Source organism: Ningiella ruwaisensis (assembly GCF_004798935.1).
Lineage (GTDB): Bacteria > Pseudomonadota > Gammaproteobacteria > Enterobacterales > Alteromonadaceae > Glaciecola > Glaciecola ruwaisensis.
The window spans coordinates 361728-384420 of record NZ_RAHT01000004.1 but is presented as its reverse complement, the minus strand read 5'-3'; the positions used below and the strand labels follow the sequence as shown (position 1 = coordinate 384420).

19 protein-coding genes and 1 pseudogene are annotated in these 22693 nt (G+C 43.2%); 8 read left to right on the top strand and 12 right to left on the bottom strand.

The window, feature by feature from the left end:
* Nucleotides 1-355 precede the first annotated feature (355 nt).
* Both D6V41_RS10785 and D6V41_RS10780 read left to right on the top strand, forming a co-directional pair.
* Complete coding sequence (locus tag D6V41_RS10785) at nt 356-1039, top strand: heavy metal response regulator transcription factor (protein ID WP_136251509.1); 684 nt, start codon at nt 356-358, stop codon at nt 1037-1039.
* Nucleotides 1023-2420 carry a heavy metal sensor histidine kinase gene (locus D6V41_RS10780; protein WP_136251508.1) on the top strand — a complete coding sequence of 466 codons (1398 nt, stop codon included), beginning with the start codon at nt 1023-1025 and terminating at the stop codon, nt 2418-2420. The genes D6V41_RS10785 and D6V41_RS10780 overlap by 17 nt, the downstream gene beginning before the upstream one ends.
* 330 nt (nt 2421-2750) lie before the next feature.
* Here the strand turns inward: D6V41_RS10780 and D6V41_RS10775 are convergent, their stop codons facing one another.
* The 4 genes and pseudogenes from D6V41_RS10775 to D6V41_RS10760 form a co-directional block, all read right to left on the bottom strand.
* Nucleotides 2751-3257: an N-acetyltransferase gene (locus D6V41_RS10775; RefSeq protein WP_136251507.1), complete on the bottom strand. Its 507-nt coding sequence runs from the start codon at nt 3255-3257 to the stop codon at nt 2751-2753.
* Nucleotides 3258-3289: 32 nt separating this feature from the next.
* Nucleotides 3290-4606, bottom strand: coding sequence for a HEPN domain-containing protein (locus D6V41_RS10770; protein WP_136251506.1), 1317 nt, complete (start codon nt 4604-4606; stop codon nt 3290-3292).
* Between the two features lie 176 nt (nt 4607-4782).
* Nucleotides 4783-6165 carry a PhoH family protein gene (locus tag D6V41_RS10765; RefSeq protein ID WP_136251505.1) on the bottom strand — a complete coding sequence of 461 codons (1383 nt, stop codon included), beginning with the start codon at nt 6163-6165 and terminating at the stop codon, nt 4783-4785.
* A 190-nt stretch (nt 6166-6355) separates the two neighbouring features.
* Nucleotides 6356-7198 (bottom strand): annotated as a pseudogene (locus D6V41_RS10760) (PIN domain-containing protein); the annotation flags it as partial.
* A 507-nt stretch (nt 7199-7705) separates the two neighbouring features.
* Here D6V41_RS10760 and rapA point away from each other — a divergent pair.
* The 4 genes from rapA to D6V41_RS10740 all read left to right on the top strand — a co-directional run bounded on the left by rapA (nt 7706) and on the right by D6V41_RS10740 (nt 12891).
* Nucleotides 7706-10600: an RNA polymerase-associated protein RapA gene (gene rapA, locus D6V41_RS10755; RefSeq protein WP_136251579.1), complete on the top strand. Its 2895-nt coding sequence runs from the start codon at nt 7706-7708 to the stop codon at nt 10598-10600.
* Nucleotides 10601-10635: 35 nt separating this feature from the next.
* On the top strand, nt 10636-11331 hold the full coding sequence (locus tag D6V41_RS10750) for an RluA family pseudouridine synthase (RefSeq protein WP_136251504.1): 696 nt from the start codon (nt 10636-10638) through the stop codon (nt 11329-11331).
* A 78-nt stretch (nt 11332-11409) separates the two neighbouring features.
* Nucleotides 11410-12438, top strand: coding sequence for a DUF3530 family protein (locus D6V41_RS10745; protein WP_136251503.1), 1029 nt, complete (start codon nt 11410-11412; stop codon nt 12436-12438).
* Nucleotides 12439-12564: 126 nt separating this feature from the next.
* Nucleotides 12565-12891 carry a hypothetical protein gene (locus D6V41_RS10740; protein WP_136251502.1) on the top strand — a complete coding sequence of 109 codons (327 nt, stop codon included), beginning with the start codon at nt 12565-12567 and terminating at the stop codon, nt 12889-12891.
* A 15-nt stretch (nt 12892-12906) separates the two neighbouring features.
* Here D6V41_RS10740 and D6V41_RS10735 read toward each other — a convergent pair whose 3' ends face one another.
* The 7 genes from D6V41_RS10735 to rppH all read right to left on the bottom strand — a co-directional run bounded on the left by D6V41_RS10735 (nt 12907) and on the right by rppH (nt 20526).
* On the bottom strand, nt 12907-13872 hold the full coding sequence (locus D6V41_RS10735) for a sensor domain-containing diguanylate cyclase (protein WP_136251501.1): 966 nt from the start codon (nt 13870-13872) through the stop codon (nt 12907-12909).
* Nucleotides 13869-14897 (bottom strand): response regulator, encoded by a 1029-nt coding sequence (locus D6V41_RS10730; RefSeq protein ID WP_136251500.1) that lies wholly within the window; start codon nt 14895-14897, stop codon nt 13869-13871. Before D6V41_RS10730 ends, D6V41_RS10735 begins: the two co-directional genes overlap by 4 nt.
* Before the next feature lie 190 nt (nt 14898-15087).
* Nucleotides 15088-15939 carry a thymidylate synthase gene (locus tag D6V41_RS10725; protein ID WP_136251499.1) on the bottom strand — a complete coding sequence of 284 codons (852 nt, stop codon included), beginning with the start codon at nt 15937-15939 and terminating at the stop codon, nt 15088-15090.
* A 4-nt stretch (nt 15940-15943) separates the two neighbouring features.
* Complete coding sequence (gene lgt, locus D6V41_RS10720; protein ID WP_136251498.1) at nt 15944-16792, bottom strand: prolipoprotein diacylglyceryl transferase; 849 nt, start codon at nt 16790-16792, stop codon at nt 15944-15946.
* Between the two features lie 3 nt (nt 16793-16795).
* Nucleotides 16796-17602 (bottom strand): sulfite exporter TauE/SafE family protein, encoded by an 807-nt coding sequence (locus D6V41_RS10715; protein WP_136251497.1) that lies wholly within the window; start codon nt 17600-17602, stop codon nt 16796-16798.
* Entirely contained in the window at nt 17602-19899 is a 2298-nt protein-coding gene (ptsP, locus tag D6V41_RS10710) for a phosphoenolpyruvate--protein phosphotransferase (RefSeq protein ID WP_136251496.1), read from the bottom strand. The genes D6V41_RS10715 and ptsP overlap by 1 nt, the downstream gene beginning before the upstream one ends.
* 42 nt (nt 19900-19941) lie before the next feature.
* Complete coding sequence (gene rppH / locus D6V41_RS10705) at nt 19942-20526, bottom strand: RNA pyrophosphohydrolase (RefSeq protein WP_136251495.1); 585 nt, start codon at nt 20524-20526, stop codon at nt 19942-19944.
* Between the two features lie 93 nt (nt 20527-20619).
* On the opposite strand from rppH, the gene mutH reads away from it, so the two are divergent.
* Together mutH and D6V41_RS10695 are read left to right on the top strand one after the other, a co-directional pair.
* Nucleotides 20620-21297, top strand: coding sequence for a DNA mismatch repair endonuclease MutH (gene mutH / locus D6V41_RS10700; protein ID WP_421907804.1), 678 nt, complete (start codon nt 20620-20622; stop codon nt 21295-21297).
* Nucleotides 21298-21429: 132 nt separating this feature from the next.
* Entirely contained in the window at nt 21430-21675 is a 246-nt protein-coding gene (locus D6V41_RS10695; protein ID WP_136251493.1) for a YfhL family 4Fe-4S dicluster ferredoxin, read from the top strand.
* Nucleotides 21676-21694: 19 nt separating this feature from the next.
* On the opposite strand, the gene D6V41_RS10690 is transcribed toward D6V41_RS10695, so the two are convergent.
* The gene (locus D6V41_RS10690; RefSeq protein WP_136251492.1) at nt 21695-22690 is read right to left on the bottom strand and encodes a virulence factor BrkB family protein; all 996 of its coding nucleotides are present in this window, start codon (nt 22688-22690) and stop codon (nt 21695-21697) included.
* Nucleotides 22691-22693: the final 3 nt, after the last annotated feature.

Below are 22693 nucleotides of genomic sequence, written 5' to 3'. Positions count from 1 at the left end.
GTGCTTAAAAATATTATAAGCAAAACAGTTTTAATGCATTTACTGACCACACCGACCCTTAATGAATAATCTAATACGACTTTACTATTCTTGAAATAACTTTGATAAGGTATTCTAAATATAGTTCCAATTGAAGAGTATAGTTAAGCAACATGGCAGTGCGATTACCTGTTCATTACAATGTTGTAATCTAGTCAGAGCAATCGTTGGTTATTTTTATGCATTGGAATATATTGCTTGTGAGTGAGGTACGTTTTGTTGGCCCGAGTTGCAAGATCCAATCTCGAACACCCACTTATTAAACATTTAGCAACACTAAGTCCCGAAATCACATTAAACATAACGTGAGTGAACTATGAAAATTTTGGTAGTCGAGGATGAAAAGAAAATCGGTGACTATATAAAGCAAGGATTGACAGAGTCTGGATTTGTCATTGAGCTCGTTCGCAATGGTTTAGACGGTCACCATAAAGCGATTACGGGCGAGTTTAATTTAATAATATTAGATGTCATGCTACCAGATATTAATGGATGGCGGATTCTAGAATCATTGCGTCAATCTGGTAATCAAACTCCTGTATTATTTTTAACCGCAAGAGATAGTGTCAATGACAGAGTAAAGGGTCTAGAGCTGGGCGCTGACGATTATTTAGTGAAGCCTTTTGCTTTTGCAGAATTGTTGGCTAGAGTCAGAACCCTTTTTCGAAGAGGAAATACAGTAGCAACCAACCTGCTGCAAGTCGCAGATTTGCAAATGGACATCCCGTCTCGTGTTGTAAAACGCGCTGGCCAATCCATTAATTTGACAACAAAAGAGTTTTCGCTTTTAGAACTCATGGTCAGAAGGCAAGGAGAGGTGCTTCCACGCTCGTTGATTGCGTCTCAAGTATGGGATATTAATTTTGACAGCGATACAAACGTCATCGATGTAGCAATACGCCGCTTAAGAGCTAAAATTGATGATGAATTTTCCCCAAAATTGATTCAAACGGTTCGTGGTATGGGATACAAATTAACAACTGATGAAGAGCAAAATTAAAAGGCAAAAGCCGTACTCAATTTCCTTTCGAACAATGGTATTTGTGGGAATAGCTATTTTCGTGTGTCTAGGCATTATGGGCACACTAGTAGTCACCTCTATTGAAGACCATTTTCAAGAGCAAGATGCCGATGAGCTTAATGAGGTGTTTCATGCCATTAAGTTAAAGCTCGAAAAATCACATGTACAATCGGTACAACCTTCCAAGCTTTTATTCCAAGCAGTTTCAGGACATCATGGTGTCTACTATCATGTTGAGGATGACAAAGGAGATACGATATTTACAAGCGAAGGAGCTGACTTTTCATTCTTTCCTAAAACAGCCACAACATACACATCAATTAATCCGAAAGACATGTTGTTGTTTAGCGATGAAAACCATATGCATAGAGCCATTAAATTAAGTTTTAATACGCATGATACTAGCTATATCATCATCGTAGCGTCAAACATGGAATTCCACATGACGTTTATGAACAGCCTTTTAAAATCGATAATGGGCATCATTATTTGTTCGGGCATTATTACAGTATTAGCTGCGCGTTTTGCGATTTACAGAAGCCTATCACCATTAAGAAAGCTTACGCGAAAAATTGAAACTATCACCGCCGATAATCTTGATATACGACTTAACCCAGATGAGGTACCGGAAGAATTAATCACACTGGTAAATTCTTTCAACACCATGATTGAACGTCTTGAGGATGGCTTTGAAAAACTATCCCACTTCTCAGCAGATATCGCACATGAATTACGAACCCCAATTACTAATTTAACGACCCAAACCCAAGTGATGTTAGGACAAGTGCGGTCAACCGAGGAATATGTCGACATACTTTATTCTAATTTAGAAGAATATGAGCGCATGACGAAAATGGTGAGTGATATGCTCCTATTGGCTAAAACCGAGCACGGGCTTATCAAACCCGCAATTGAATCTTTAGATGTGCAAAAGGAAATATCAAGCCTGCTCGATTACTTTAATTTACTTGCTGACGAAAAGCACATAAATATCCAACTTACCGGCTCTAACCTTACTATTTACTGCGACAAAACTATGTTCCGACAGGCAATAGGAAATCTGATATCAAATGCGATAAGACACGCTCCTGATAATAGTACGGTAGAGATCAAAACGGAGTCCAAAGGAAAAAAGCAGAAAATAATGGTGTTAAATAGCGGGGAGAAAATTGAGCCTCAGCATATTCCTAAATTGTTCAATCGCTTCTATCGAGTTGACCCCTCTCGACAGAGAGATGGTCAAGGCACTGGCCTTGGATTAACCATTGCTAAGTCTGTTATGAAGATCAACGGAGCCGATATGTACGTTGAATCCGATGAAAGTAAGACCGTGTTTACTATGGAGTTTAGCGACACTTAAAAATAAGATGATGACGATGGGTAATCGTGTTTGAAAAATTGCTAATTTATCTTGGCTGTTTATTGAGGCCGCATTGTGAATGAAATTAAAACATCTGATTCACGCAAAGGCTAATCGGTTTGAGCATCAACTTTATCGATATGACAGTTGAATCAATAAATCTCCGTTTTCCACCCGTGAAAAGAAGAGACTAGAAGACTTGCCGGCCATGTCTTTAGTGGGTAACACAATCTGAATTTCGATGGCTACAGGACGTATTGTTGTGGCCCTGTCCATTTTTCTTGTGCCCATATGTCAAATTCTGTGAATGGCGTTAATGACACCGATAAGTCAGAGTCTTCTATGGGGCAATGCGTCTTCAGTAAAAGAAGAAAGAGGAATATACTTCGGGTGGCTCCCCAAAACAGTACCGTCCTTTTTTACTTTTAAGTCGCTTAGCTTCGCTATTAGCCTATCCCGCCCTACAGCACTAGGTATTATCGTAAATCCGAACGAGGCCCAAAATTTTATCCTGTTTGTTTGACAGTGTTTTAATAAGTCCGGCTCTCTTGGGTCATTTGCATCAGACATTTCACCACTCACCTCTATGTCGGCGGAGAGCTTAGCACGTAGGTATTGCACCGCAGTGTTGACTAACAAGCTACCAGTTCCTTTACCCTGGAGCTTAGAATCAAAGCCATTGCCTTGGATGTCCTCAATGAAGACGTAACTGGGAGTGTACTTAAGCATCATTTTTACGTAGCCGTCGGGTACTCGCGCTTCAACGTCTAAAAAGGGCGCATGATCATAAATACGCACACGTAATTCATCTTTACTCCACGATAAACAATTTTCCATTATTAACCCTTCTGAGGCGATATAAGCGACAGTTAACCAACATGAATATTATCTAGCCTTGTAGCCTCGCGCTCCAAAGATGCCAACTCGTGATAACCTCTTCGAGCGAGGGAAGTAGCAGCGAGAATGATGATACAGGTCAAGAAAGCTAATATAGTCACTTGATAATCATTAATACCTATGCGCACACCTCGATGGGCTATTTTAGACCTTAACGCGTAATATCTAGATACGGTTTTCTTAATACTTCGATAGTCTTTCAACTCTGCTATGTCCTCTTGCTTCATATCGATATCACCGTAAAGAAATAAAGAGGCAATTCCAATTGCATTTCTTTTCGTAATTTCCTCATTGCGCAACGTGAAAAAGCACTCCAAGCAAGACCATAATTTTAAAAATGCGGAGGGCAACGAACTATCTGAGTTTGCTTCGCCGAACCAGTAAAAAGATTTTACAATTGTTTCTTCAAGCTCCGTTCTGTCTTCTTTTTTGAGAATTTCCGGCAGGTGAGTAAGTGAGATCTCTGCTAAAAAGCCTTTGGTTATTTCTGTGTCAAAATATACTTCTCGTCTAGCACTGGCTGAGCTAGTTGAAATTAAGCGTCCATTATCCTTGTTCCAGCCAAAAGTAGAGCTTGGCTGGTAAGAAAAACCACCTCTACCTTTTATACTAACGTGAGCCTCCCTGAAGGCTCTTTTGAAATTCGCGCAAGCTAAAAGCCTCAGACATGAAAGACTTAAATTTGCATTGTCATAATACTTACTAAGCGCAACATCATGCTCGCCATAAGCACAACCTAAGAACACTAGTTTGCCAGTGATGGGGCGAACGAAGTTGTCCTCCCAAATATCTTGGAGTCTATGAGGTTTTACATCCTTAATGAGTTCTTTGTCGAACAATCTTAATGTACCAAACCCGAGATCGATGCAACACTCATAAGAAAAATCAAGTCCAGCAACTTCGCATACGAAGGTGTACTGTTTGATTGTTGCATCAATATCATCAAGAATACTGTTAAGATAATTCTCTTCATATACAGTGTTTTTTCGATTATAAAGAAGTTCTAGGCGCTTTCTGATAATACCTCGAATTTTTCTCATCGATACTAAACCGCGATAACGTTCGCTTTTGGCAAGTACCTCACAGATATCGGATTGAATGGTCATCCCGTAATTGGACAAAAACAAACTACCACCATCAACAGTGATGGACTGTTGAAAGGTATCCATCGATTTTATCTTTTCAATATCAAACGACTGGAAGCATTTACTCTTTGCCTGTTGAGGCAAAAGTCGCAACAGAGTTCTCACTTCTTTTTTGGACAATCCACTAGGAGTGCTATAGGTCATAATGATGCAACTTTGCTCGCAATTTTAATTAGCCTCAAATCCGTTTTAGTCTGCTAGACTTAAAGACCGTATGCTGCTCCGGTAATGAGGCTCTTTTACAAAAGACTGCGCGTTCATTCCGACGCAGGTCTCGGTAGAACTTCTGTTTACCAAAATGTCTACCAAGCAAAACTACACTACAGGTTCTGCTCAGTGAATTGTGCTAACGAGCTTCGCTCTACCTCATCAAAAATCAGTATGCTTCCTTTCTCGTAATTTCTGTAGATATTCACTGCTGCTGTTGCTCCACTGGATGCTGGCGTTACAAACTTGTCATCAATCTGCGCCAAGTTGCCCAAAACGATTGTCCGGCAATTCTTTCCGCCACGGCTTAACATCCCCTTCATCTGAGCACGGGTCATGTTTTGGGCTTCGTCAATAATCAAAACGGCATCATCAATCGAGCGACCACGAAAGTATGCCATTGAAGTAAATTCAATATTGGCTCGCTCAATAATGTGCTCAACAGTAGCGTAAATATTTGCATCATGATCATCAACTGAATGCATTGAAATTAACGCATCAGTAATACCGGCAAGTAAAGGCATTGATTTTTCCTTAAGGTCGCCAGGAAGAAAACCAGGATCTTCATCCATAAAATCACGGGACCTTACCACAACTATTTTCTTGTATTGTTTTAACTCCAGAACTTGGTGCAACGCAGCGGCTACCGCCAAAAAAGTCTTACCTGAACCAGCTGGACCAAGGATGATGTTTAAATCAAAATGAGGCTCTACTAACTGGCTCAGAGCAATAGCCTGTCTGGAATTTTTTGGACTAATTCCCCACACCGTATCTTGCTTTCGCGGAAGTAGTTTTGTGAAAACGTGCTCATTTGTCACTTCAGTAACTAAACCAATGTGACCTACCCCATCATACCAATACATATTGTATTGAACCTCTTCATTGAAAAGGTTTCTGTCAAGTTGATATACCTCTCCAGAGAGTTTAAAACTATCGTCTGACTTAAGACGATCGAACAAATCTCCATCAAATGCCTGCACACCGGTATACAGTAAATCTATATCTGATATTTGATGGTCTACAAGTACATCTTCGGCATCAACACCAATTGTTCTTGCCTTGAGCCGCATATTGATGTCACGAGATACTAACGTGACTTCCTGACCCAATACCTTTCGCATGTGAAGCGCATAATTGATAATTCGATTATCAGCATCGCTACCAATGCCATGCTTAAGTTCACTTTGAATATCTAAGTTGGTATCAACCCCTATAAACAACTTTCCTCTCTTAGAAGTTTCATTGGAAGGGAGTGGGATACCTTTTTCCATCTGCTCAGCACTATGACCATTGATAATGTCTTCAAGCATCCTTATAACGACTCTAGCGTCGGCACTAACACTTTTATCTCTTCTCTCTTTTAGGTTGTCTAACTCTTCTAACACCGTCAAACAGATATAAACATCATCTTTGTATGAAAGCAGACTCTTTGGATCATGAACAAGTGCCGATGTATCTAATATCCGTGGATTTCTATTCTCGTTTGAATTTTTCATTTTCGTCCCTCTTTGAGAATTACTATTTTGATTAGTCTAAAGTAAATGTTTGCTAGTCTTATTACGTAGTTATCAAAAAGAAACTAAATTGTCTGGGTTTGGGATAAAAGAATGACCACCGCATCTTTAGTGTATTCAAGGCTTTCAGATAGGTCTGTACAAATGTTGAAAAAAGTCTTGCAGTAATACCTGTCTTTCCTGAACCGGCCGGTCCTGTCAGCACAACCAAGTCAATGTGCGGATCAAGTAAGGTATGCATCGCCATTGCCTGACCGATATTTTTCGGCGTGATGCCCCAGGCGCGCCTTGACATCAAGCGTTCATAGCCTAAATCGAGCACGTCAATACTGCTATCGTCCATCGCTTCAATTATGCCGGCAAAGCTTTTCGCTTTATCCACTAAAAATTCATTAATATAGGGCTCTGGCACCAGAGATTTATCGAGCTTGTGGACGGTATCGCGCCCTTCCGTTACGCTTTCTACGCTTTTTACTTTCGCCCAAAATTCTCCTTCATATTCGTGATAGCCTTTAGTGAGATACTTAATATCGCTAATAAGCTGGTCGGTGCGATAGTCTTGCACCTTTGCCATGCCAGCCCCTTTTGCTTTTAAGCGCATGTTGATGTCTTTTGTCACTAAAATCACTTCGCGAGGGGCAAGCTCGTTTTGCAGGTGAAGTGCAGCGTTTATGATGCGATTGTCATTCTCATTACTGGTAAACACTTGCTGCGTTTCATGCATTTGCAAATCAGCAAAAATGGATAAAGACCCGGTAGGTGCGGCCTGCCCGGATCCTAAGCCAAGCATGCTCACGCCTTTTAGCATTTGTTCTGGCGATGCATCACGCAGCAAATCTTCCATCGCGCGGATAGACACTCTGGCATCTCTTGCCACGTCTTTTTTACTGTCTTTAATGTAATCGAGCTCTTCTAGAACGGTCATTGGTACAACCACATCATGCTCTTTAAATGAGGTAAACGCTAAAGGTTCATGCAATAGGATATTCGTATCAAGGACGAAGAGTTTTTTCATTTCTGAGCCAGCGTTTTCGCTATCGGGTGAGTTGTTTACAGCAAGTGACTCACTTGAGGAAGATTTTGTCGAAACTGATTTGCTCGAAGGTGTTTGTCTCGAAGATGTTTCGCTTTTCTTTTTTGGCATCCATGACTCCATGTTGTCATCGTTTATGCGATTTCATTACAAAGAGCTGACTAAGAAAATGCGCTTCGTCTTACTCTTCATTTAATGAATCTCTACAATAAACAAGTATGCTGGTTTTATCACGCACTTTTTTGAGAATTCATCCCAAATGAGTGGTTCTTTTTCTGTTGTTCGTATTTTGTTTAAAGTTTAGACAATATGCGACTGCAAAGGTGCAGTATCGCGCAGAAATTGCAAGAATATATGAGAGAAACACGGACTTTGGCTGACAGATACAAGTAAGCAGACTACAATTACTGATCACGATTGCTATGCAAATAATTTAAGAATAATAGGGCAGTTTTGGCAGACAAGATGGCAAAAAAGATGGCAGACAAAATGGCAGAAAAATCTCAGTTTACTGTTGGGCAAAGATGGCTAAGCAATACCGAAACTAATCTGGGCCTGGGCGTGATCATGAGTGTGGATTTTCGCTCGGTTACCGTGCTCTTTCCCGCCGTAAATGAAGAGCGGAATTACGCCATTTCTCAAAATGCGCTAACGCGTTTGCAGTTAAGTGAAGGCGAAACCGCCCCGCATGTTGATGGCTGGGAAATTGTCATCGAATCAATACAAGAGCGGGATGGTTTGATTGCCTATTCTGGCCCTCGTACAGATACTGGTGAACACGATAGCATCGTTGAAGTTGCTTTAGCTCATCACGTTAAATTAAATCAGCCAGAAAAACGCCTTGCCCACGGACAGCTTGATAACCCGAAATGGTTTGACACCCGTCTTGCCTGTTGGGAACAACAGCATAGTTTTGCCACTTCCGGTGCAGTTGGTCTGGTTGGTGCGCGTGTAGAACTCATTCCGCATCAAATTTATATTGCACATGAAGTTGGCTCGCGCTACTCACCTCGTGTGCTGCTTGCTGACGAAGTCGGTCTAGGTAAAACCATAGAAGCAGCCCTGATTATTCATCAGCAAGTGCTAATTGGACGTGCTCAGCGTATTTTGATATGTGTGCCTGATGCGCTAGTTCATCAGTGGCTGGTGGAGATGCTAAGACGCGTTAATCTGCGCTTTTCTGTTTTCGATGATGAACGCGTCGAGGCGGTCAAAGAAAGCGGTGAAAACCCCTTTGAGCAAGAACAGTTTGTATTGTGCTCGCAGCGTTTCATCCAGCAAGCTGAGGTATTGGAGCAGGCAACAAAAGTCACCTGGGATATTCTGGTGGTAGACGAAGCACACCATTTGCATTGGTCTGCAGAATCGCCTTCCGACGCCTACAAAGCGATCGAAAGTTTAAGCAAGATTGCAAAAGGTGTGTTGCTTTTAACGGCAACGCCCGACCAGTTAGGCCATCAAAGCCATTTCGCGCGTTTACGCTTACTCGACCCTGCGCGCTTTCACGATTACGACGCGTTTACCCGCGAGGAATCGCACTACACCGAGCTGGCAAAAGCGGTGTCGCCCCTTATTTCGCAAGAGCACGATCAACAGAATACTTCAGTCAACGATGTCGAAGTTAACGGGCTTAGCGATGAAAATAAAGCCCAACTTCGTCAACTTGCGCCTAATATTGACTTAGACCAACGGGACTTGAGTGATGCTGATGAACGCAAAAAGCTAATTAAAGAGTTAATTGACCAGCACGGCACAGGCCGGATATTGTTTAGAAACCGGCGGGCAGGTATTGAAGGCTTTCCAAAGCGGGTCGTGACCCCGCATCCTCAGCGCATTGTGAAAGAATATGATTTGGCACTTGCAATGGAAGACGATGTGAATCTGACCTTGCATCCAGAACGTGCCACTATGCTTGATGAAAAATGGCCCAGCTTTGACCCGCGCGTTTCATGGCTTATTGATTTTCTGCAATCCTGCGATGAGAAAGTCTTGTTAATTTGTGCACACGCTAGCACTGCTCTGCAAATTGCGGAATACATGCGAAATAAAACAAGCATCCGTCACACGGTTTTCCACGAGAATATGAGTATTGTGGAGCGCGATCGCGCCGCACACTTTTTCGCAACAGGCTCAGTGGGCGCTGCTACTTCCAAAGACGAACAAGGTGCGCAGATCATGCTTTGTTCAGAGATAGGAAGCGAGGGACGTAACTTCCAGTTCGCCCATCATCTGGTTTTGTTTGATTTACCGCTTAATCCAGACTTACTCGAACAGCGTATTGGCCGGCTAGATCGCATCGGACAAACAAAAGATGTCAATATCCACGTACCCTATTTTGAAAACAGTGCACAGGAAGTGCTATATAACTGGTATCACTATGGCTTAAAAGCCTTTACCCATACTTGCCCGGTAGGAAGTGAGGTATGGGAAACCCTGAAAGATGAATTACATGCGGCACTTGCTTCTCCTCACGATAAAGAAAACTGGCAGGATGTCGTTGAACAGGCAAGCACGCTCACGAGCGCTTTAAAAGCAAAAATAGAACAGGGCCGCGACAGACTGCTTGAACTTGCCGCGTCTGGCACTGATAAAGTAGATGATGTGATTGACGATATCATAGGCGCAGAAAACCCGGTCAAGATGCTGAAGTTTATGTCTCGCCTGTTTGATGCATTAGGTGTTGTTCAAGAAGATAAGGATGATTTTAGTTTTATTATCCGGCCTGGCGAATCTATGCTTTTTCCCATTCCCGGTCTGCCTGAAGAGGGTATGGAAATCACTTATAAGCGCAGTGTGGCCACACAACTTGAGCATATTACCTTTCTAAATGGCGACAGCGAACTGGTAACGCACTGTATCGATAGCGTGCTGACAGATGTGGTAGGAAAGGCCAGCATTTGTTTTGTAAATCACGATGACATGCCCACCGGTGCATTTTGGGTAGAGGCCATTGCGGTGCTTAATCCAAGCGCGGATGCAGATTTGCAGCTCTATCGCTTTTTACCGGCAACACCGCTTAGAGTATGCGTCGATGCGAAAAATCAGCTTTGCGACACGATGTTTGATCCCATATTTAAAGTAAAACCCAAAATGGCGCAGCAATTACTAGGTGCGCTGCAGGCGCAAATAGACCAAGGTATAGAGGCGCTTAAAAACCATGCCAATAAAGAGCTTGACGCAGTAAAACAGCAAGCACTGACGCAAGTGGATGAAGAGCTTGGTGATGAAATCCATCGAATGACAGAGCTGCAACAAGTGAATCCTGCCATTCGCGATGAAGAAATTGCGTTTCTTGTTCAGCAAAAAGCAAAACTACAAGATATTATACGCTCAGCGGAGCCCTATCTTGATAGTGTGCGCATTGTTGTCAATAATCGCAAATAAACACGCTCTGGACACAATCGGAAGTAGATAAAGCAATGGCCTTACTCGAATATTATCCGCCGACAAGGCCCTATTTGCATTTGCTCTATCGCGACGATGATATTCTCGTGCTAGACAAAGCGAGCGGTTTATTAAGTGTGCCCGGCAAAGCACCTGAACATAAGGATTCTTTGCAATTGCGTGTTCAGCGAGTGTTTCCAAGCGCATCGGTTGTCCATCGCCTTGATATGGCCACCTCGGGGATCATGCTTTTTGCCTTGAACAAAGACGCCCATCGACACTTATCCCGGCAGTTTGAACACCGTGAAGTGGATAAAACCTACATTGCTCGTGTGTGGGGAAAGCTGGAGCAGAAAAGCGGCTCTATCGATGCGCCTTTAATTTGTGACTGGCCGAATCGCCCAAAACAAATGATTGATTACGAAAGAGGTAAATCGGCGCTAACACATTTTGAATTATTAAAAAACGACGCATATTCTTCTTTGGTAAAGCTTAAACCCCATACCGGCCGGTCTCACCAATTGCGTGTGCATATGTTAAGTATAGGGCATGTCATTTTAGGTGATAAACTCTATGCACACGAGGAAGCTAAAAACGCCGCCAAGCGTCTACTGCTGCATGCGCAGTTCATTCGCTTTTCTCACCCTCGTCACAATAAACCTGTGAGCTATGAAAGTCTTCACCCGTTTGCTATAGAACCTCAACTCGGGAAAAGCGACAGCGCCAAATAGCACGCAATTTCCGGTACAAAAGTTCGTTAATTTGCCGATAAATCAATATCAATAGTTTATAATCGGAACCGCTTCTTAATGAAAGCTCTTCGCCCTTATCTACATGCAGTCAGGCTCAGCATCATTCTATGCGCGCTTATCTACTTTTTGAGCAGCTTGAGTGTGGTCAAGGCACAAGCTCCTGATGACGCTCAAAATGACGATACGAGCAAGCCAGTTACAGAGGGTCCAAAAAGTCTTTCCATGCCTGATTTTGGCGCAATGACCGTCGATGCAAAAACTCGATTGCCAGAAGGCGACTTTCAGTCAATCAATATCACTATCGATAACCAACAATACGCTTTTCCTATCATCATCACGCAAGCTAACACTCCGATCACCAAAGGCTCTATTGTCATTATTGCCGATGCGGCGCAGCAAAGCGCGCAGTACGCTAAATTTAAAGCCTTATCTGCCTATCTCAATTCCTTTGGCTGGCATACTCTGCTTATTCCTGCACCTAAACTAGAAGACACAAAAACGGCGCTGGACGTGAAGCTTGCTGCGATAACGCAGGACAATGCACAAAATACCAGCCCTGTTCAAAGCGCAGACGAAGAGACAGATAGCAATTCAATGGATGCTGAACAAATTCCTCAGGTAAATATTAATGCGTTTGTGATGCAGTCAAATTTTGATGAGTCGGTGTATGAAATTTACGAGCAATTTTTACAAACGCTTTTAAATACCGTCCTTAAATCCGCGCCCACCCAAGGATATCGTGTCTTTTATGCAAATGGTTTAAGCGCTTTACCTCTTTTAAAATTGGCGGGAGATAAGCTAGACGCTGACGCCATTGTGCTCGGCAACCCATACTGGCCGCACAAACAAATCAATGAGGAAATTGCTGAAAAGCTTGCTATTAGTCCTCTTCCGCTACTTGATGTAAATACTCAGCAAGATAATCATTGGAGTCAGGCCACTCAAGATATGCGCCTTACCCAGGCAAAAGTAAAGCTTAAAACTCATTACCGTCAACGCAAAATAGGCCTTGTTGCGCAATCACATATTTTGGCAGAGGATATTGCCAGCGAAATGCAGGCCTATTTTTCCTATTTAGGTTGGTGATGGCCCCACTACTTCAAATTTTTATCTCAATGCTTTTCAGATAGTTATAACAGATTGACTAAAGTCGCATGGCGATTCCCATGTAACGACTATACTGAGGGTACACGTTTAAAAAAGGCATATCGATTGTTAGTTAAAGAGTTTATCGACGAAAAAGCCAAACAGTTAGTTTTCTATTTAGAGTTGTACTGGCAGGATAAAGTCGCGTTTAAAGAGATGGATGCTTTTATTTGGGATGTCCTTGAAGAATGGAATTTGATTAAGAATACTGACTGTCAAATTTATACGCATAAAGAACGCGTGTTTTGGCATATTATCTACCAGGTGCAATACGTTGGCGGGCATAGTTTGCGCTTTGATGAAAGTGTTCGAGAAGAAATGGAAATTTTTAATTTGTATCTGAAAAACGAAAGGCCGTGTCCATTGGACGTAGTAGGCATGAGACCTCATTAATAAACACTGAATCGTTTAATCTGCCAGTAGCACGCAATTACGGCCAGACTCTTTTGCCCGATAGAGCGCCTGATCTGCAGCTTCTAGCCACATAAGCGGTCGTGTATATTTACTGTCAAACTGTGCGATCCCCGCACTGATGGTGAAATTTATCTCAACTTGTTCGTGTTTAACAAGGTATCTTTGTGACACTTTTCGAATGCGTTCACCAACAATTCTCGCCGTTTCAGTTGTGGTATCAGGAAGCAATACCACAAATTCCTCTCCACCATAACGTCCACAAATATCCGTTTCTCGTGTTGCCTTTTTAATTAGCATGGCCAGTGACTTAATCACTTGGTCTCCGGCCTGATGTCCGTGCGTATCGTTTACCTGCTTGAAGTGGTCAATATCCAGTATCAGAACAGAGATAGGCTTTTTGTTGCGTATTGTAAGCTTGTATTCCCGCTCAAAGCGCTCCTGCCAATAGCGTCTGTTAAATAAACCCGTTAGGTCGTCTACTCGACTGATCACCTCAAGTTCGTCGTTGAGCTTTTCAACGCGCTCTTTGCTCATGGCTTGGTCAGTCATATCGTATACGATGATACAAACTCGCTCTACCTCACCGCTTTTTGAGGGTACGGGCAAAATAGTAATATTCTGATACATATGATCTGAACTTGAGGTAATCGGTCTACTGGTGCCGAATTTAAACAAATATTGACGCTGCTCCCAGATCAAAAAAACCGGCGTTTGCATGCTGAACACGGCTTGGCATTTATTTTCAAACCAGCTTTTATCAATTTCTTTAAACGCCTCGAATAAATTCGTACCTTGTATCTGACTTGCTTCAATGCCGCTGTGATTTTCCATAAACTGGTTAAACTCATGGATGGTGAACTGTCGGTCAACCACCACAATTCCTACCTCTATTGCAGCAAGTATCGCTTGTTGCCAGTGCTCACTGTTTGCCGAAGCGTGTGCAGGTAAATGCTTACTCATCTGAGCATTCCCTCGCGCTGAGATTCAATCAAACGCGCAAATGCGGCATCAATATCCCTGTCGGGGATCACAAGTAATAATTCAAAGTTAATATTTTCGCTGGCAACGGTATAGGCAATTTCAATCACCAATACTTTCTCCCATCGGGTAATACTTCCATCAACGATATCGTTTACTGGGCAATGTACACCGAGCAAAATCGGGGAATTATGAGTAAAGCGAACGTTCATTTGCGAAGCAAGTGCATTTAGGCATGCCCCGATAATAATGTTCGACACGTCCATTAATGCTTCTATTGCTGCACCTTCACTATCAGACTTATCGCTTCCGAGTAATTGTTGAATCGAGGCAATGTTGGCATCGTTAAAAATAATAAGTGCTTCGCCTTTAATTGTTGGGCTCACAAAGCCTTTTGATACTGCAGAGACTTGCTGCTCAGTATCGATATGCGTAAGCATCATAGACAGCTCATTAGAATGCACAATGCTGATATTAGGAATAGGAAGATTGATAAATTTATTCAATAACCTGGCGAGATTTTCCCCGGCGCGTCCCATTGCCACGTTAGCGGTTTCCCGAAAAGCATCCAGCTTTTCTTCAATACTGTTTCCTGTGTTGGCATTTGTGTCAGATGCGCGTTTTCTAGCCGTCGAGGCGCCGTCATAAATGCCGTATTTCGATAAAATACTCACCAATTTGGCGTTGTCTATTGGCTTTCGGATAAAATCCAAAGCGCCCATACTTAGCATGCGCTCTCTGGCTTCTTCCTGAACATCTCCAGAAACAACAATGACCATGGTAGGAAGATCTCTGCGCCGAATCACTTCCATAGTTTGATAACCGTCCATTACAGGCATATTAAGGTCTAAAAACAGAATATCGCCTTTACCTGCCTCAATTTGACTGATTGCCTCTTCTCCATTTCCGGCATACGATACGTCAACATCCCAACCGTCTGGAAGGGAGCGGGTCATTGCTTTGCGAGCAAACGCCGAGTCATCGCATATTAATACCGGAATAGGCATTCATAGTCCTTTTGAATCAAACACGCGCTTTGTGAGCGCTTAGATCGTTCAGCCTTAATATTATTTGTAGCTACACAAACAATAAAAAACCATTAAGTTAATATGGTTATCGAATAATTTTCGCAAAAGTTTACTTATTTGTCGCAAAGTCGCAAGTCAGGACACTTGCGACAGTCACATTCGAAGCGTTCTAAACTGCAAAGGGATACTGAATTGCCTCGTGGTGCTGATAATTTTCAATAGAAAAGTCATCAGTAGACACCCAGGTTTCGATGTCTTCAAGGGTTTTAATTTTTGGATTGATCTTTAAAGAGGGCATTGGATATGGCTTGCGCTTTAGCTGTACGTCGCGCATTAACTCGTATTGATTACCATAAATATGCGCGTTGACGATTTTATGATATACATTACCTGGCTTGTGGCCGGTAATTTGCGCCATCAGGGCGAGTAATACAAAACACTGCGGCATATTAAAAGTCAGCCCGAGCGGGACGTCACAACTTCGCATATAGCTCGTTAAATGCAGTTCACCATCAAGCAATGAAAAAGTATGTGTATGCATGCAGGGACGTAAACACCCTAAATGAAATTCTCCTGGGTTGTAAAACGTGATAATCTCGCCTCTATCATCAATGCCATTGGAAAGGTTATTTACCACCTTTTTCAATTGATCGAAAGTGCTGCCATCAGGGCGCTGCCACTGCCTCCCCTGCACACCATAAACGCGCCCCATGTCATCTTCGCCTTTACGAGCAGGATTGTTCAGCCAGGCATTATTTTCGTTAGCATTTGCATTCCAGGTGTTACATCCGATTGCCCGAAACTGAGCGGCACTGTCGTAGCCACGTAAATAACCGAGTAATTCGGCAATGGCCGCCTTGTAAAAGCATTTTCGTGTGGTTACCAATGGAAACTGATTATTACCAACGTCGTATTCCAGGTCGGCGTTAATAAGCGTAAGACATTGAATGCCTGTGCGTTCGTTACTAACCCACTTCCCTTCATCAATAATGCGCTGACATAATCGTTCGTACTGATCCACTTACTTACCCTTTACTCTTATTATGTGATGCCTGCGTTGCGTTAGTGTTTTGGTGGGCAACGGTTGGCTGGTACTTGTAGGCATATACCACTAACCCGGCGCCTGCAAGCATCATAGGAATACTAAGCATCTGCCCTTGAGTAATAAGTGAGCCATACAAATTGGCTAAATGCTCATCGGGCTGACGGAAAAATTCAACAATAAAACGAAACAAACCATAGGCAAATAAGAATACTCCCCCGACCGCGCCCGTTGGCCTTGGTTTAACCGAATAAAGCCACACGATAACAAATAAAAGTACGCCCTCTAATGCAAATTGATACAACTGAGAAGGATGCCGCGGTTCTGGCCCTGCTCCGGGAAAGATAAACGCCCAGGGAACATCAGTCGTTCGCCCCCATAGCTCGCCATTGATAAAGTTGCCGATACGCCCTGCACCTAAGCCAATTGGCACAAGCGGCGCAATAAAATCCCCTACATATAAGAAAGACCAGCCCTGCTTTTTAGCATATAAAAAGGCGGCCAGAATCACTCCAAGGCAGCCACCATGAAAAGACATACCGCCTTCATTGATTTTAAAAAGATAAAGAGGATTATCTAAAAAGGCGCTAAAATTGTAGAACATCACATAGCCTACACGCCCACCAATGATGACGCCCATAAAGCACCAAAATAATAAATCAGAAAGCTGATCTTTACTCCAGGAAGTGCGCGGCAAACGTCGTGTGGCTAACCAATATGCAGCAGCAAATCCGACAAGATACATCAAACCGTACCAGCGTAATGCCAGAGGGCCTATTTCTACAATTATGGGATCAATTTGGGGGAAGACTAAGGCATTTCCTTGGGACATTACTTACTCAATTCCTATCATCATTCGAATGCTTACCAACACTAAAAACACAGCGAAGATGCGTTTAAGTTTTCTGGTATCCAATTTGTTGGTGAGTTTAGCACCAACACGGGCGGTAATCATAGAGGTGATTACAATTCCGAGCGTTGCGGGTAAATACACATAACCTAATGAGTAATCGGGTAAGTAAGGCTTCTGCCAGCCCGCAATAACAAAACTGATGCTTCCAAAAATTGCGATAAGAACACCACAAGCACTTGCACATCCAATCGCTGTTTTAATGTTTACCTGAAACCAAACAAGTGCGGGAACAATAAGTGCTCCACCACCTATGCCCATGAGTGAAGAAACAAAACCACTTCCTAATCCTACCCCTGTAAGAATGCCTTTATTCGTTTGATGTGCCGATACGCGATGACGATTAAACACCATTTGTAATGCAATAAGCACCACCAAGATTGCAAAAACCCGCTGCAACATCACGCCTGATATGCTTGCCGCAAACTGCGCTCCCAGAATAGCCCCTATGGCAATGCCTATGGCTGAATACTTAAAAATATCTCTGTCCAGGTTACCAAGTTTGTAATGCATACGTGCAGAGGACGCGCCGGTAAATATAACCGTGCTTAATGAAGTAGCAACTGCAATAGGCATCGCGTTTTCCACACTTAAACCTAGCAAGTGTTGGAACATGTATAGTGAAGCAGGGACAATGAGTAAGCCGCCTCCAATACCGAGCAAGCCTGCTAGTACGCCAACTACTGAACCAAGCAACATACAAAGAATAATGACTATTAAGGTTGGCTCCATTAAGCGCCAGCCCTGACTAAGCCACCAAGCTGCTTTGATTCAAGGTATTTATTTAAAATTTGCCGGACTCCCTCTGGCGTAGTCTGATGCAGTATATCAGGCAAAATAGCGCGTACTTCCTGAATATTGATATGCCTGATCACCCAGTTTATTTTGCGCAAACTATGCGCGTTCATGCTGAGTTTTCGGTATCCCATCGCCATTAACAGCACCGCTCCTAATGGCTCTCCTGCTAATTCGCCACAGACGGTGACAGGTACTTTTGCACTAGTGGCACTTTGAAAAATTTGATGCAAAGCCCCCAACACGGCAGGGTGATAACTGGAATATAAATTGGATACTCTGGCGTTATTCCGGTCTACCGCCAGTAGATACTGGGTCAAATCGTTTGTTCCCACCGAGAAAAAGTCAACGCGCTGCGCCAAGTGCTCTAATTGAAACATCACGGCAGGCACTTCAAGCATGATGCCGACTGCCGGTTTCGATAGCATTTTTTTCTCCGCCATCGCCTCTTCTTTCACTTCCAGGAAAGCTTGCTTGATCAAGCGCTTCGATTCGTCTACTTCATTTACACTGGTGATCATGGGAAGTAAAATGTGCAGATTACTCAAGCCAATACTTGCTCGCAGCATAGCTCTGACTTGCACCAGAAATATATCAGGATGGTCCAGCGTTAATCGAATACCGCGCCATCCTAAAAACGGATTATCTTCGTTAATTGGAAAATAATTGAGCGGCTTGTCTCCTCCCACATCCAGCGTGCGCATCGTAATTTCTTTGCTCGGATGCGCCGATAAAACATCTTTATAAAGCTCGTACTGCTCGCGTTCTGAAGGGAAACGCTCTCGCATCATGAATGGGATTTCCGTCCTGTAGAGTCCAATGCCATCCCCTTGTTTAAACTGCTCCATTTCTACGCTGGCTGTTAAGCCTGCATTCACCAGCAGTGAAATATGCTGCTTGTCTTGCGTAAGCGAGGGTTTATCACCGTCTTCAGCAATTTTACGATAAAGCGCTTCTTCTTCATCGATGAGGGCTTGATATTCATTTCGCGTTTTCTCATCAATATTGAGCACTACCTCACCGGAATATCCATCAATGAAGAGTTCTTTTGATTTAAGTAAATTAATAGAAACGCCTTGAAGCCCCATAACAGCAGGCACGCCCATTGCCCGAGCGAGAATGGCCGCGTGAGAGTTGTTTGAGCCTTTTATGGATATAATGCCGGCTAGTTTATCCCGAGGAAATTCGGCAAGCATTGGTGCGCTAACTTCCTGAGCCAATAAAATGCAGGGCGTATTATCTGGCGCGTCGCTGGAACTCGAAGACTCCTCCAATAAAATATTGTTCAGTATACGATTTGATAAATCGACGATATCGACAGCGCGCTCGCGCATGTAAGGGTCTTCCATGTTTTCAAATCGCGCAGCATAGCGTTCAACAACAAATTTAAGGGAGCTTGCAGCATCCCACCCTTCATGAATTTCTTTCTCAACTTCTCGTCCTAAACTATTTGCGTCCAGTAACTGATGATATAGCTGAAATATGGCACGCACGTCCTCAGGCAGGTTTTCACTCAAATCGCTCGAAAGTTCAGCAACTTGTTTTCGCGTGATTTGCACAGCCTCGCGGTATCGAGTGATTTGCCTCTCGGTATCTTCAGCCTTACGCGCAATTAACTGATTTAAGTCATGCTTGAAGTTTACAGCATGCCCTATTCCCATGGCCAATCCCGGGGCCCCGGGTATTCCGTTTACGGTACGGGGTAATAGTTGAGTGTCAACACGAGAGTCGAGTTGCATATTATGCAGACTTCCCCGCATTTCGGCGTTTACAATTTCAAGGGCAATTTGCGCCGCCAGGGTCACTAAAAAAGCTTCATCATCTTCGCTGAAACGACGGGTTTCTTTATGTTGCATGGTGATAACACCCAACACTTTTCGTTGATAGATGATGGGCGTACCAATGAAAGCATGGTAGTTATCTTCATGCACTTCGGGATAATGTTTAAAACGAGGGTGCGTAGGCGCATCTTCGATATTCAGGGGCTCTTCTCTGTCGCCAACTAAACCGATGAGTCCTTCGTTAAATCCGATAATGACTTTGCCCACAGCATCGGCATGCAGTCCATCTGTGGCGACTAAAACAAGATGTCTCTCAGCGTAGTTGGACAAATACAGGCTACATGAGTCAACCTTCATGGTTTTTTTAACCATGGTAACCAGTCTGGCAAGCGCCGAATCCAAATTAGGGCTTTGGCTCATCTCCTGAATAATGTGTTTCAGACTAGTTAACATTGAGACTCACTTTTAAAAGGTTTTCATCACCATTTGAACAAACTAGCGGCGTCCTCGCTTGCGATTCTTCTTTTTTGCACCGGCGGGTTTGTTCGCTGAGTTGTTCTTATTAGGCGATGTGTTTTTTTGCGATTGACTTACTCCGCCTTTATTCTGATTGAAGGCTAGGTGCGAGAATTCTTTTAAAACACGACGGTAGACATCGCGTTTAAACGAAACCACATTTCGCACAGGATACCAAAAGCTTACCCATCGCCAGTCATCGAATTCGGGGTGGCCGCTGGCTGCCAAGTCTACGTCCTGTTCTTGACAGTTAAGTGACAGTAAATACCACTTTTGCTTTTGACCAATACAAACAGGATCGCTTCCTTTTCGCACCAATCGTTTAGGAAGTTTGTATCTTAGCCAGTTTCGACTGACTGCAAGGATGCTTACATCTTTTTCTTTTAACCCAACTTCTTCGTACAACTCTCTGTACATAGCTTGTTCGGCTGTTTCGCCTTGGTCAATTCCACCTTGCGGGAATTGCCATGAATGCTGGCCATATCGTCTGGCCCAGAAAACCTGACCTGATTTGTTACAAATAATAATGCCAACATTCGCGCGGAATCCTTCGGTATCAATCACTTAGATTACCTAGCGCGTTTATACTTTAATATTTCATCATTCTTTCATAAACTTGTGCGTATTCAAAGCAAATGTTTCCATTAAAGGATGAATGTGCTCGCATCAGAATCACCCTCCAGTATTGATGAACTTAAAGCGCGCGCGCAGTCTATTGCCGGTTTGAGTTTTCAAGAGCTTGCAATACAACTAAATGTGGCTATTCCGAAAAACTTCAAACGACAAAAAGGCTGGACAGGGCAGTTAATTGAAAAAGCCCTTGGTGCCAGTGCGGGTAGCAAACCTCAACAAGACTTTCCTGATTTAGGCGTTGAACTGAAAACTTTGCCGCTAAGCTATTCTTTGTCTCCACTGGAGACAACATATGTTTGCTATGCACCACTGATGCACCTTAGTGGCTTGACTTGGGAACGCTCAAATGTTCGCAATAAGCTTCAGCAGGTACTCTGGGTACCCATAGAGGGAGAGCGTGAAATACCTGTGGCAGAGCGTCTGATTGGAAGCGCCTTTTTTTGGCGATTGGAGGGAGCTTTTGATGACATGCTCCGTCAGGATTGGGAAGAATTAATGGATTTAATCACGCTTGGCAAAGTTGAAACGATTACTGCCAGAACCGGCGAATATATGCAGCTTCGGCCTAAAGCAGCAGACGGTTCGGTGGTAACAGATGCTGTTGGCGAAGATGGCAGCATCATCAAAACACGTCCCCGCGGCTTTTATTTGCGAAAGAATTTTACGCAAAAGATTCTTCAAAGTGCCTTTCAGGTAGCATGATTAGTCGGCATTTATCGACTAAAACAAAGCCAATAATGTTTCGCTTGATTGATGAGGATCAAGTCCTGCGATGACCTGCAAGACTATACTAAGCCCGTAAGTCTGCCTAATTTAAAAAGCGAGGTTTATTTTATGGCTCTCTACATAACCGACGAATGCATTAACTGCGATCTATGCCCAAGCGAATGCCCTAACGAAGCCATAGACATGGGTGCAGAAATATATCAAATCAATCCTGATAAGTGCACCGAGTGTGTTGGACATTACGATGAACCTAGCTGTGTGGCGGTTTGTCCTGTTGAATGCATATTGCCCGATCCGAATCGAAAAGAAAGTCTGGATCAACTTGCAGAAAAATTTGCAGCGATGCATGCATAGAGTGTTGCAGTTCGTGTACTTATTTTTTGGCTAACACTTTCACATTTTCAGGTGTGTCTTCGTTAAGTTTTTTGACAACTTCATCGTTGACAACACCATACTCTTCACGATTCGCGTATTGTTCATAAGCAGCTTTTTCAGCAATTTCTTCTGCGTCGTCTGCTTCGTGGGCCTCGCAGGTGGTGGTAATTGCATAACTAAATACCGCTCCAACCAAAACCACTATCCAGCAAAGATAAACCCAAACAAACAAGATGGGCACAACCGCAAGCGCGCCATAAATAACCTGATAGGAAGGAAAGCTCGACACGTAAAATGCAAATCCTTTTTTAGACAACTCAAATAACAAGGCTGCAAGTACCGCTCCCCATATTGCATAACGCGCTTTCACTGGACGATTGGGTACAACCATATACAAAATCATGAAAGCACCAATGGAGGTTAATGTGGGTACCAGTTTGAGAAAAGCCGTACCGAACCCCGGCGTGTAATCATCTGCAAACGCTGCAATCGTTGCCAAGTAAGAGCTGACCGCAATCGATGAACCGATTAATAAGGGGCCAAGCGTAATAACCATCCAGTAGATGGCAAAAGTATAAATACGCGGTCGCTGAACCTTCGTTTTCCAAAGATGATTAAGCGTTTTATCAATATTTGAAATTAATAACAGAGCGACTATTACTAATGAAGCGATACTTACTGCTCCCATCCCGGATGCGTTATTCACAAACTCACCTATATGCGTTTGTACAACATCCCCTGAGGCTGGAACGAAATTACTGAAGATAAAATCTTCAAAGTGTTGCCTAAAATCAGAAAACGCGGGAAAAGCAGACATGATCATAAAAAACACCATGATCACGGGAACCAGAGATAAGAGGCTGACATAAGCCATATGGCCTGAAGACACAGTAATTCGCTGAACGCGTAACTCTTCAGTAAACGTTTTAAATATATCGATTATCAACGGCTTGCGCGATTGATAATAGCTGTTTAGCTTTGACGCTATGTCCATTTA